Annotated in this window: 11 protein-coding genes; 6 read left to right on the top strand and 5 right to left on the bottom strand. The window is 68.6% G+C overall.

The window, feature by feature from the left end; all coding sequences use genetic code 11:
- Nucleotides 1-35 precede the first annotated feature (35 nt).
- The 5 genes from ASF27_RS08555 (at nt 36) to ASF27_RS08575 (ending at nt 5,029) form a co-directional block, all read left to right on the top strand.
- Nucleotides 36-353, top strand: coding sequence for a DUF1127 domain-containing protein (locus tag ASF27_RS08555; protein ID WP_056359299.1), 318 nt, complete (start codon nt 36-38; stop codon nt 351-353).
- Between the two features lie 172 nt (nt 354-525).
- On the top strand, nt 526-2,415 hold the full coding sequence (locus ASF27_RS08560; RefSeq protein ID WP_056169721.1) for a monovalent cation:proton antiporter-2 (CPA2) family protein: 1,890 nt from the start codon (nt 526-528) through the stop codon (nt 2,413-2,415).
- Nucleotides 2,408-3,838, top strand: a complete 1,431-nt coding sequence (locus ASF27_RS08565) for an MATE family efflux transporter (protein ID WP_156398839.1) — start codon at nt 2,408-2,410, stop codon at nt 3,836-3,838. The genes ASF27_RS08560 and ASF27_RS08565 overlap by 8 nt, the downstream gene beginning before the upstream one ends.
- Nucleotides 3,839-3,988: 150 nt before the next feature.
- Nucleotides 3,989-4,165, top strand: a complete 177-nt coding sequence (locus tag ASF27_RS08570) for a DUF3606 domain-containing protein (protein ID WP_156398840.1) — start codon at nt 3,989-3,991, stop codon at nt 4,163-4,165.
- Nucleotides 4,166-4,282: 117 nt separating this feature from the next.
- A complete protein-coding gene (locus tag ASF27_RS08575) occupies nt 4,283-5,029 on the top strand; it encodes a molybdopterin-binding protein (protein WP_056359706.1) in 747 nt (248 codons plus the stop codon).
- Between the two features lie 9 nt (nt 5,030-5,038).
- Here ASF27_RS08575 and ASF27_RS08580 read toward each other — a convergent pair whose 3' ends face one another.
- Complete coding sequence (locus tag ASF27_RS08580) at nt 5,039-5,218, bottom strand: hypothetical protein (RefSeq protein WP_056169726.1); 180 nt, start codon at nt 5,216-5,218, stop codon at nt 5,039-5,041.
- A gap of 236 nt (nt 5,219-5,454) precedes the next feature.
- Here ASF27_RS08580 and ASF27_RS08585 point away from each other — a divergent pair, with 236 nt between their 5' ends.
- Nucleotides 5,455-6,339 (top strand): porin family protein, encoded by an 885-nt coding sequence (locus tag ASF27_RS08585; protein ID WP_056169729.1) that lies wholly within the window; start codon nt 5,455-5,457, stop codon nt 6,337-6,339.
- A gap of 106 nt (nt 6,340-6,445) precedes the next feature.
- Here ASF27_RS08585 and ASF27_RS08590 read toward each other — a convergent pair whose 3' ends face one another.
- The 4 genes from ASF27_RS08590 to sucD form a co-directional block, all read right to left on the bottom strand.
- On the bottom strand, nt 6,446-6,880 hold the full coding sequence (locus tag ASF27_RS08590; RefSeq protein ID WP_056169732.1) for a heme-binding protein: 435 nt from the start codon (nt 6,878-6,880) through the stop codon (nt 6,446-6,448).
- Nucleotides 6,881-7,128: 248 nt separating this feature from the next.
- Nucleotides 7,129-8,103, bottom strand: coding sequence for a CoA ester lyase (locus ASF27_RS08595; RefSeq protein ID WP_056169734.1), 975 nt, complete (start codon nt 8,101-8,103; stop codon nt 7,129-7,131).
- 134 nt (nt 8,104-8,237) lie between these two features.
- Complete coding sequence (locus ASF27_RS08600; RefSeq protein ID WP_056359302.1) at nt 8,238-10,997, bottom strand: phosphoenolpyruvate carboxylase; 2,760 nt, start codon at nt 10,995-10,997, stop codon at nt 8,238-8,240.
- 296 nt (nt 10,998-11,293) lie between these two features.
- Nucleotides 11,294-12,187, bottom strand: coding sequence for a succinate--CoA ligase subunit alpha (sucD, locus tag ASF27_RS08605; protein WP_056260480.1), 894 nt, complete (start codon nt 12,185-12,187; stop codon nt 11,294-11,296).
- Nucleotides 12,188-12,193 lie beyond the last annotated feature (6 nt).

Genomic DNA, 12,193 nt, shown 5'->3' on the forward strand with positions numbered 1-12,193 from the left:
GCGCCAGGGTCGCGCCAGACGACGGGAGCGCGCTCATGACCGGTACGATGATACGGAATTCTGGAGGGGCGACGGGCGCGGCCCGGCAGTCCGCCGGGGACCGGGACCCTGTCCTGCACCGGGCATGGGCCGCCGCTGCCGCCGGCGTCGCAAAGCTGGCCGCCGGGGTCTCGCGCGCCGCCATCAACGCCCGGATCCTGCGTCAGCTCGGGGCCATGTCGGAGCGCGAGCTGAAGGATATCGGGCTGGTGCGCCAGGACCTGCACGATGCCGCCGCCCTGCGCCAAGACGGCGATTCCACCACCCTGCTTCTCGCCCGCCGCGAGGAACGCAAGGCCGAGCGGCGGGCCTGAGCGAGGCTGCCGATGTGGGTGCCGATTCGCACGGGGACGGCTCCGGGCCCGCATTCGGTGTCGGGGGCCGAATGGCGATCCCGGCGGAGGTGGTCTAAGACGGCGCTGCCTCAGCGTCCGTGATCGCCACGATCGGTTCGATCGGGACCGGCCATCTCCAGCCAGGACCCCCATGGCGAGCGCCGCGACCCACGTCAGCTTCCTGCCGCCCGTGCTGACGTTCCTGTCGGCGGCGGTGATCGGCGTGCCGATCTTCCGGCTCATCGGCCAGAGCGCCGTGCTCGGCTACCTCGTGGCCGGCGTGATCATCGGCCCGTTCGGCTTCTCCCTCATCGCCGAGCCCGAGACGGCGGCGAGCGTCGCCGAACTCGGCGTGGTGCTGTTGCTGTTCATCGTCGGCCTCGAACTCCAGATCTCCCGCCTTGTCTCCATGCGGCGCGACATCTTCGGCCTCGGGGCGGCGCAGCTCTTCGTCTGCACCCTGGTGCTCGCCGGCATCGGCTTCCTGTTCGGCCTGACGCCATCGGCCGCCTTCGTCATCGGCATCGCGCTCGCCCTGTCGGCGACCGCCGTCGCCCTGCAGCTCCTGGAGGAGCGCGGCGACCTCGGCACGCCCTATGGCGGCCGCGCCTTCGCGGTGCTGCTGTTCCAGGACATTTCCGTGGTGGCGATCCTCGCCCTGATGCCGCTGCTCGCCTCCACCGGGAGCGGCGGGGGCGACGGCTGGCTCCTCACCGCCCTGCAATCGACCGGCACCGTGGGCGCGGCCATCCTCGCCGTGGTCCTGGTGGGCCGTTACGGCCTCAACCCGTTCTTCGGCCTCCTCGCCGCCAGCGGCGCCCGCGAGGTGATGACCGCCGCCGCCCTCCTGGTGGTGCTCGGCACCGCCATGCTGATGGAGCATGTCGGCCTGTCCATGGCCATGGGGGCGTTCCTGGCCGGCGTGCTCCTCGCCGAATCGAACTTCCGCCATCAGCTCGAAGCCGACATCGAGCCGTTCCGCGGCATGCTGCTCGGCCTGTTCTTCATGAGCGTGGGCATGTCCATCGACGGCGGCCTGCTGAAAGCCGAGTGGCCGTGGCTGCTCGGTGCCACCGCAGGCGCCATCCTGATCAAGGTCGGCCTCGTCGCCGGCCTGTTCCGGCTGTTCGGCTCGAACTGGCTCGACGCCGTGCGCGGGGGTGCGATCCTGGCGCCGGCCGGTGAATTCGCCTTCGTGCTCCTGCCGGTGGGCGGCGAGCTCGGCCTCATCGACGGACCGAGCGGACGATTCGCCATCGCGCTCGCGGCGCTGACCATGCTGGTCGGCCCGGTGGCGGCCAAGGCCCTGGACAGCGCCCTCGCGCGCCGCCGCCGCGAACCCGACCTGACGCCCGATACCATCGAGAACACGGAAGCCCGCGTCCTCGTGGTCGGCTTCGGCCGCTTCGGCCAGATCCTGACCCAGGTGCTCCTCGCCGAAGGCATCAGCGTCACGGTCATCGACAAGGACGTGGAGCAGATCCGCTCCGCCTCGCGCTTCGGCTTCCGCATCTTCTACGGCGACGGCACCCGCCTCGATGTGCTGCGCGCTGCCGGCATCGGCCGGGTCGAACTCCTGTGCGTCTGCGTCGACGAGCCGGAGGCCGCCCTGAAGATCGTCGACATCGTCCACGAGGAATTCTCCAGCGTGCGGACCTATGTGCGGGCCTACGACCGCATGCACGCCGTGGAGCTCATGAACCGGGACGTCGATTTCCAGCTGCGGGAGACCGTGGATTCCGCCCTCGGCTTCGGCCGCGCCACCCTGGAGGGCCTCGGCGTCGCGCCCGATGCGGCCGCCGCCATCGCGGAGGACGTGCGCAAGCGCGACGTCGCCCGCCTCGTCCTGCAGCAGGCGGGCGCCCTGCCGGATGCCGCGAGCTGGATGCGCGGTGCGGCGCAGATCAAGCCCGAACCGCTCACCGAACCGCAGCGCCCGTCACGGGCCCTCAACGCCGAGACCCGCGACATCATCGGCACCAAGGCCCGCGAGGCCGCAGCCCATACCCTCGAAGTCCGGGACGTTCCCTCCGATGCTTGAAACGAACCCGGCGGCGGCCCGCTTCGTCAGCGGCTCGATCCTGCGCCACGTGGTGGTGATGAGCGCCACCGGGTCCGTCGGCCTGATGGCCCTGTTCGTCGTCGACCTCCTGTCGCTGCTCTACGTGTCGAAGCTCGGCGATCCGACCCTGACGGCGGCGGTGGGCTTCGCCACCATCGTCCAGTTCTTTGCCATCGCCATCAACATCGGCCTGATGATCGCCGCCGGGGCCCTGGTCTCGCGGGCCATCGGGGCCGGTGACGAAGCGGGTGCCCGGCGCCTGGCCACCTCCGGCACCATCCACGGCATCCTCGTCTCGGGCGTCCTCGTCGTGGCGATGCTGCCGTTCCTGCCCGTCTTCCTCACGGCCATCGGCGCCGATGCCGAAACCCTGCCGGTGGCGACCCGCTTCCTCTGGATCACCCTGCCGTCGAACCTCCTCATGGGGCCCGGGATGATGTTCTCCGGGCTCCTGCGCGCCGTCGGGGCCGCGCGTCAGGCCATGCTGGTGACCCTGGCCGGCGCCCTCGTCACCGCCGGACTCGATCCGCTCCTCATCTTCGGTGCCGGCCTCGGGGTGGACGGCGCCGCCATCACCACCTGCGTGGCGCGCGCCACCTTCGCCCTCGTCGGCCTGTGGGGCGTGCGCCGGTTCCGCATGCTCGCCCGGCCGCGGGTCGCCGACATCGTCGCCGACGCGCCCATCGTATTCCGCATCGCCCTGCCGGCGGTGCTGACCAACCTCGCCCCGTCCGTCGCCAGCGCCTTCATCGCCCATGCGCTGGCGAAGTTCGGGGCCGTCGCCATCGCGGGCAACGTGGTCATCGACCGCCTCACGCCCGTGGCCTTCGGCGGCCTGTTCGCCCTCTCCGGCTCCATCGGGCCGATCCTCGGACAGAACTGGGGGGCGGGCCGGTTCGACCGGATGCGCGGCGTCCTGCGCGACGGCGCCCTCGTGACGGGAGCCTACGTCCTGGTGGTCTGGGCGGCGCTGTTCCTCGCCCGCGAGCCCTTGACGCGACTGTTCGAACTGCAGGGGGTGGCCGCCGACCTGTTCGGGTTCTTCTGCCTCGTCAGCGGCGGGGTCTGGTTCTTCACCGGGCTGCTGTTCCTGGCCAACGCCTCGTTCAACAACCTCGGCTTCCCGTTCTACTCGACGGTGCTGAACTGGGGCCGGGCCACCCTCGGCACCGTTCCGCCCGCCCTGCTCGGCGCGCATCTCTACGGTCCCCGGGGCGTCATCGCGGGGGTCGGCCTCGGCTCGGTGTTCTTCGGCCTCGCCGGCATCGCCCTCGCCTTCCGCACGGTCGCCACCCTGGAGGCCCGGGCGGCCGCCCTTCCGGCCCCGGAACCGGAGGAGTCCCTGGCGAGCACGGACGCCTCCCTCGCCGCCGGACCGGCCCAGTCGGGGGTCCTCGTCTGAGGGCCGGGCGGCCCTGTGGAGGGCCGGGCGGGCCCTGTTGAAAAACCGCTGCATCCCGTCACGCGCCGGAAACAAAACCCTTCGGGCAACGTTCAGACTTCGATCTCCGACGAGACACGGAGCCAGTTCTTCCATCCTCAGGGTTTGACCATGATCGCCGATCGGATCTCCGCCCAGCCAGCCCAGAAGACCCACCTCGACATCTACGACACCCAGGCCCGCTCGAGCATGGCCACCCGCCTCGGCGTGTCCGAGGATCGCCTGCGCAAGGCCGTCCACATCGTCGGTTCGCGCATCTCCACGCTGACGAGCTACTTCCACAAGTAGGTCGATCCCGCCGACGAAGGAGACGCCGGAGCGGGCGTCCCTTACTCGCGAGTGGCGGTCCGCCCGCCCCTGCCCTACGTCGATCCGGCACCGCTCCCTCAGCGCCTCCGGACCGCCATGACCGTATCCACCCCCATCACCGCCGCCATCCTCGTTATCGGCGACGAAATCCTGTCCGGCCGGACGAAGGACAGGAACATCGGCACCATCGCCGATTATTGCACGGCCGTCGGGATCGATCTGCGCGAGGTCCGCATCGTCCCGGACGAGCAGGACCGCATCGTCGAGGCCGTGAACGCCCTGCGGGCGGGCCACACCTACCTCTTCACCACCGGCGGCATCGGCCCGACCCACGACGACATCACCGCCGATAGCGTCGCCGCCGCCTTCGGGGTCTCCATCGACGTCGACCAGCGCGCCGTCGCGATGCTGCTGGAGCGGCACAAGCCGGAAGACCTCAACGAGGCCCGCCTGCGCATGGCCCGGATCCCGGCCGGCGCCGACCTCATCGCCAATCCGGTCTCGAAGGCACCGGGCTTCCGCCTCGGCAACGTCTTCGTCATGGCGGGCGTGCCGGCGATCATGCAGGCGATGCTGGATTCCATCGGACCGACCCTGGAGACGGGCGCCCGCGTCCTGTCGCACACCATCGAGGCGGGACTTCCCGAAGGCACCTATGCGGGCGCCCTCGGAGAGTTGGCCAAGGCCCATGCGGGCGTGTCCATCGGATCCTATCCGTCGATGACCCCGACCGGCTTCACCAACCGGATCGTAGTCCGGGGCAGGGACCCGCAAGCCCTCGACGCGGCCAGGGCGGATGTCGAGGCCCTAGTCGCCCGTCTGCGGGCGGACGCGGGCGCCTGACGGCGCCTGTCAGGCTCGCAACGCCGGCTTCGCCTTCACCGCTGCGGCCAGGGCCTTGAGGTGACGGTTGAGGTCGGCGATCTCGTTCAGCGCGATGGTCTTGTGGCCGTCCTTGACCGCGCGCTCGATGTCGCTGACCTGCTCGGTCGCGATACGCTTCAGTTCGGCGGCGAGTTTGTCCCGTGTCATCGTCGCTCCTGTCACGGCTCGGGGTTCTCCCGGGTGATAGCGACATGGGCTTAACCGGGCGTTGTCGTGGCGTGAAACGGCGTTCGGCCGATGCCGATTTCGTGATCGGTGCGGGGAGCTTACGGAAGGCCCGGTCGCATTCCAGCGCTTGGTGTTGCGCCGCGGTCATAGGTGGGTGGCGCAGCCCAGGGTTAAGCTCCGCGCAGCCTTCAGCCCATCGCCGAGAACCCATTCCCATGTTCGCCAAGCTCCTCCTGGCCGGCACCGCAGCGATCCTCGCCGTGTCGAGCGCGTCCGCCGCCGATCTGCCGCGTCGTGCGGCGCCGCCGCCGGTGTTCACCGCCGTGCCGGTCTTCACCTGGACCGGCTTCTACCTCGGCACCCACAGCTCCTACGCCTTCAGCGACCGCCAGACGATCCGCACCACCGGCAACAACAACGGCACCGGCGGCATCACCAACACGCAGCTGAACGTCGCCCAGGGTCGTCGTGCAGGCACCTTCCGCTCCGAGCAGGACGGCATCGGCAACGTCGGTGGCGGCATCGGTTACAACTATCAGTTCACTCCGGGCTCGGGCTTCGTCGTCGGCGCCGCCACCGAGGTGACCTGGACCGACATCAGCAAGAGCTACAGCTACTTCGGTCCGGTCATCCCCGGCGTGAACACCGCCGCCGATCCGAGCAACCTGCGCCAGCGCCTCGACTACCTCGGCACGGTCACGGGCCGCCTCGGCTACGCGTTCGACCGGTTCCTCGTCTACGGAACCGGCGGCTTCGCCTACGGCAACGTCAACTACAGCGCCGGCTTCTTCAATCCGGCCGGCGCACTGGCCTATGCCGGCAAGTTCAACGGCATGGAGACCGGCTACGTCTACGGCGGCGGCATCGAGTACGCGATCCCCACGGACAGCTTCCTCAACCGCTTCAACTTCCTCGGCGGTCTCCTCGGCGCCAGCGCCGTGACCCTGAAGGCCGAGTACCTGCGCTACGACCTCGGCAGCCGCAACATCACCGTGAACACCACCGGCCTCACCGCCGCCACCGGCTCCTACACCTCGCGCTTCAACACCGAGGGCAGCATCGTCAAGGCCGGCTTCAACTATAAGTTCGGCGGCCTCTGAGCCTGACTGTCCGGCGGTCCCTCCGGATCGCCGATGCGGCAAACGACAAGGCCCCGCTCTCGCGAGCGGGGCCTTGTCCGTTGGGCGGTGTCGGAGGAGCGCCCGCTCAGGTGCGCCAGGGATGCGCCGGCAGCTCCGTCGCACCGATGGCGCTGGCACCCGCGAGGGCCACGGCGTGGTCGTTCTCCACCGTCGAGCCGCTGACGCCGATGGCGCCGGACATCTCGCCGTCCTTGTCCACGATCGGGATGCCGCCCGGGAAGGTGATCAGCCCGTCGTTGGAATGCTCGATGCCGTAGAGCGGGCCGCCGGGCTGCGACAGCGCCCCGATCTGGCCGGTCATCATGCCGAAGAACACCGAGGTCTTGGCCTTCTTGTGCGCGATGTCGATGGAGCCGACCCAGGCACCGTCCATCCGGTAGAACGCCTTGAGATTGCCGCCGGAATCCACGACGGCGATACACATCTGGGTGCCGAGCTCGACGGCCTTGGCGCGGGCGGCCTCGATGGCCTTGTGGGCGTCTTCGATGGTCACGTGCATGGGGTTATCTCCTGTTGTTTGGAATCTCGACCGCGATGCGGGCGATCTCGTCGAAAGACATCTTTCGGATGTTGGCCGCGGGCTCCCTCTTCTGAACGGAGAGGGAGCCCGTTGCGTTCGACAGTCCTCGTGAGCTTTTCGCCGACACGGCTGAAGAGCGTGGAGCCTGACGTTTCCTGTCCGACATGAGAATGGCCGCTCCTTTCGGAAGCGGCCATTCTGCATGTCGGTCGTATCGCGAGGAAACCTTACTTCGCACTCATCGCGTTGGCCTTCTCGATCAGCGCTTCGGCCATGCGGATCGAGGCGATGTCGATGAGGCGGCCGTCGAGGGAGACGGCGCCGCGGCCGGCCTTGGCGGCCTCTTCCATGGCGACCAGGATGCGGCGCGCCTTGGTGACCTCGGCCTCGGACGGGGTGAACACGTCGTTGGCGAGATCGATCTGCGACGGGTGGATCGCCCACTTGCCCTCGAAGCCGAGGGCAGCGCAGCGCTTGGCCGCCGAGACGTAGCCGTCGGGATCGGAGAAGTCGCCGAACGGACCGTCGATGGGGCGCAGGCCGTAGGCGCGGCAGGCGACCAGCATGCGGTTCTGGGCGAACAGCCACGGGTCCTGCCAATGGGTCTGGCGGTTACCGGCCTCGTCCTTGTCGGTGAGCACCGAGAAATCGGGGTTCACACCGCCGATGACCTGGGCGCGGGCGCGGGTCGAAGCGGCGTAATCGGCCACACCGAACGACATGGCTTCAAGGCGCGGCGAGGACTGGGCAATGGCCTCGACGTTGGCCATGCCCAGCGCCGTCTCGATGAGAACCTCGAAGCCGATCTTCTTCTCGCGCTTCTTGGCCTGCTCGATCTGGGTGGTGAGCACGTCGATGGCGTAGACGTCGGCGGCGACGCCGACCTTGGGGATCAGGATCATGTCGAGGCGCGGACAGGCTTCGACGATGTCGACCACGTCGCGGTACATGTAGTGGGTGTCGAGACCGTTGATGCGGATCATCATGGTCTTGGTGCCCCAGTCGATCTCATTGAGCGCCTGGATGATGTTCTTGCGGGCCTGCTCCTTGTCGTCGGGGGCGACGGCGTCCTCGAGGTCGAGGAAGATCACGTCGGCCTTCGAGCTGGCGGACTTTTCCATGAAGGTCGGGTTGGAACCCGGAACGGCGAGCTCCGAGCGGTGAAGGCGGGGTGTCGCCTGCTGGATCAGGGTAAAGCTCATGGGTGTTTCCTTCCTCTGGGGGTGGTGTTCTGGCCGATGATGCAACGCGGCGACGCGTGGCACCAGACGGAGGGGTGTGCGCTCGCGCGCGGTCCGAAGGCCAAGAACGGCCCCCGGTATCCTGGTGAAACCTCTCAGCCCGTCGCCCCGAAGCCGACGGCGATGCAGTTGATGGACAGCAGCAGGGCGGATTTCACCGCCTCGCGCTTGTCCTCGTCCTCCTCCGCGCGGAAGCGGCGCAGGAGCTCCACCTGCTCGCGGCTGACCTGATTGATGGTCGGCAGGCGCCCGTTGAGGCGGTCGCGGAACAGGGGGAAGCGCGCGGCGAGTTCGGTATCGCCGCTGACGCGCAGGCACATCTCACGGGTCAGCGCGTACTCGGCCTCGATGAGCGGGAAGATGCTCGCGCGGGCGTTCGCGTCGGGCACGAGGCTCGCGTAATCCCGGGCGATCTCGAGATCGACCATCAGCAGGGTCTTCTCGACCTCGTCGAGGATGAGACGGAAGGGCTTCGATTCGGCGAACAGGCGCTTGAGCTGCGCTTCGCCCTGCGCCCCGCGCACGTCGAGGAAACTCTTCAACCCCGAACCGACCCCGTACCATCCGGTGATGACGTGCCGATTCTGCGACCAGGCGAACACCCACGGGATCGCCCGAAGGTCGGAGAGCGAGCGCGCCCCGAAGCGCCGGGCCGGGCGCGAGCCGATGTTGAGGAGCGCGATCTCGTCCAGCGGGCTCGCGGCACCGAAATAGGTGACGAGATCGGGGTGCTGGATCAGGTTGACGTAGGCCGCGCGCGAGGCGCCGGACAACGCCTCCAGGCAATCGTCGAACTCGTTGCGGGGGATCTTCGCGGCTTCCCGCTCGGATTTCAGGGCATGCTCGAACACCGAGGAGGCGAGAAGCTCCATCTGGTAGGCGGCGGTGCCCCGGTTGGCATACTTGAACGAGACGACCTCGCCCTGCTCCGTCGTGCGAAACCGCCCGTTGATGGAGCCCGGTGGCTGGGCCGCGATGGCGCGGGCGGTGGGCGCACCGCCGCGGCTCACGGAGCCGCCGCGGCCATGGAAGAATGCGATGGGGACGCCCGAGGCCTTGCCGAGGTCGGTGAGCTTGCCCTGCGCCTTGTACAGCTCCCAGTTCGAGGCGACGAAGCCGCCGTCCTTGTTCGAATCCGAGTAGCCGATCATCACCTCCTGCACCCCGCCCTGCCAGCGGGTCGAGCGGCGCACGACGGGGATCCCAAAGAGCTCCTTCATGATGGCCGGGGCGGCGCGCAGGTCGTCGATGGTCTCGAACAGGGGCACGATGGGTAGGCAGCAGATCTCGGTGCCGGCGGCGTCGAGGAAGTTGCCGGCCTCCTTGGCGAGGAGATAAGCGCCGAGGATGTCGGGCACGGAGCGCGTCATCGACAGGACAAAGGAGCCGAAGGCCTCGCGGTCGAGCTGCTCGCGCATCTCGCCCACCAGCGCGAAGGTCTCCAGGGTCTCGCGAGCGTCGTCGGGCAGCCCCTCGAACGAGCGCTCACCCTTGCGGGGCTTCGCGAGCTCGTCGAGGAGCCACTTCTTCCACTCGGGCGAGTCGAGGTCCGGCGGCGTCTTGTTCTGGCCGTTGGCCTCGGCCCATAGGGCATGAAGCGTCTTCGTCGTGCGCGTGGTGTTTTCGCGAAGGTCGAGTCGGACCGTCGAGAATCGGAAGATCTCGACCATGCGGCGCACGGGGCGGACGAGGTCGGTGGCCAGCGACGGGCATTTCGCGTCGGCCAGCCCCTGCTCCAGGGTGCGCAGGTCGTTGATGAGGGTGTCGGCGCTTGGATAATCCGGGCCGGTGGAACGCTGGCCCTCGTTGCGCCGGATGGTGGCCTCCAACTTGCGCAGGATGCAGGTGAGGAACTGGCGATAGGCCTCGCCCGGGTTGCGGCTGGCGATGGCGCGGCCGTCGCCACTCTCGGCCAGGAGCTGCGCGAGTTCGGCCTTGAACGTCGCCGGCACCGGGAGCGAGCGCTCGGTGAGCGACAGGGTGCGGCCCAGCGCCGTGACGCCGTCGCGGTAGCGCCGGAGCGACGCCAGGGCGTTGCGCTGCAGGGTGGCGCGGGTGACCGACGCGGTGACGTAGGGGTTTCCGTCGCGGTCGCCGCCGATCCACGAGCCGAACTGGAAGAACGGCGGCACCTCGAACTTCTCGTCCGGATAGTACTGCGCCAGGCTCTCCTCCAGGGAGTAGAGCACCTCGGGCAGCATCTCGAACAGGGTCTCGTCGAAGAAGTGCAGGCCCCAGGCGACCTCCCGCTCGACGGTAGCTTTCTCGAGATGCAGTTCGCCCGTCATCCAGACGAGTTCGATCTGGTCGCGCAACTCGTTCATCAGGCCGTTGCGCTCGCGCTCGGTCCAGCGCGGCAATTCGAGCTCGCGCAGCACGAGATAGATGCGGCGGAACTTCTCCAGCACGGTGACGCGCTTGCCCTCGGTGGGGTGAGCCGTGATGGTCGGGCGAATGCGCAGGTCCTTCAGGAGACCGTGGATCTCCGGCGCCTTGATGCCGTTCTGGGCGGCCTCGGCCAAGACGGCATGAAAGCTGCCGCTCAACGCCTCGCGGCCCTTGGTGCGCTCGACCTGCCGGCGCCGGCGCATGGCGGCGTTCTGCTCGGCGATGGACAGCAGCTGAAACCAGATGCCCTGCACTTGAAGCGCGCGGGCGAGGAGCTCGGGCGAGAAATCGGAGATGTTGGCGCGGCCGTGCAGCACGTCCTCGAGCTCGGGCTCGTGCCGGCGCGCCACTTCCACGAGGGCGCGGAACAGGATGTCGAGGGCCTCCTTCGACGAGGTGCCGGTGATGACCGGCGGCGCGAAGGTGTGGTCGATGGGGCCGACCGGGGCGTGAAGGGTATCCGTCATGGACAAGGCCACCTCGAAAGGAGTTTGTGCCGATCGACCGCGACGGAGGCGTTCGATGGGGGTGCGGCCGACCCGGTAGCATGGGACCGGGCGCCGGAACGATCAAGGGTCGGTTTTTTTGGGCATGACCGCCGACGCGGGTTCCTTCGCCCCCTTGCGGGAGAAGGTGGCCCGCGAAGGGGGTCGGGCCGGGAAGAAGTTCTGCAAGAGCGGTGTGCCCCGTTTAAAGAGGTCGCTCCCCTCTCCCGGCCGCCCCGCGACCACCCTCCCCCGCAGAGGGGGGAGGGTTCATGTGCTTACGCCGCCAGCTTGCGCATCACCTGCGCCACCGTGGAGCCGAACTCGCCGGGGCTCGGGGCCACGGTGAGGCCGTAGGAGCGCATGATCTCAGCCTTCTCGGCGGCCGAATCGCCGGTGGCCGAGATGATGGCGCCGGCGTGGCCCATGCGGCGACCCTTCGGCGCCGTGAGGCCGGCGACGAAGCCGATGACGGGCTTCGACATGTTCTCCTTGATCCAGGCGGAGGCTTCGGCCTCCTGCGGGCCGCCGATCTCGCCGATCATCAGGACGGCCTTGGTCTCCGGGTCCTGCTCGAACAGGGCGAGGTGATCGAGGAAGGACGAGCCGTTGATGGGGTCGCCACCGATGCCCACCGAGGTGGTGATGCCGATACCCTCTTCCTTCATCTGCGCGGCGGCCTCGTACCCGAGGGTGCCCGAGCGCGAGATCACGCCGACATTGCCTTTCAGGTAGATGTGGCCGGGCATGATACCGAGCATCGACTTGCCGGGCGAGATGATGCCGGCGCAGTTCGGGCCCACCACCATGGTGCGCTTGTCCTTGGGGTAGCGTCGGAGATACCGCTTCACCCGCATCATGTCCTGGGCCGGAATGCCGTCGGTGATGGAGCAGATGAGGGCGAGGCCCGCATCCGCGCCTTCCATGATGGCATCGGCTGCGAAGGGCGGGGCCACGAAGGTGATGGAGGTGGTGGCACCCGTGGCCTCCACGGCCTCCTTGACGGTGTTGAACACCGGCACGCCGAGATGGGTCTTGCCGCCCTTGCCGGGAGTGACGCCGCCGACGACGTTGGAGCCGTACTCCATCATCTCCTTCGCGTGGAAGGTACCCTTGTCGCCCGTGATGCCCTGAATGATGATCGGGGTCTTCTCGTCGATCAGAATGCTCATGACGTA

The sequence above is a fragment of the Methylobacterium sp. Leaf102 genome, from assembly GCF_001422425.1.
GTDB lineage: Bacteria > Pseudomonadota > Alphaproteobacteria > Rhizobiales > Beijerinckiaceae > Methylobacterium.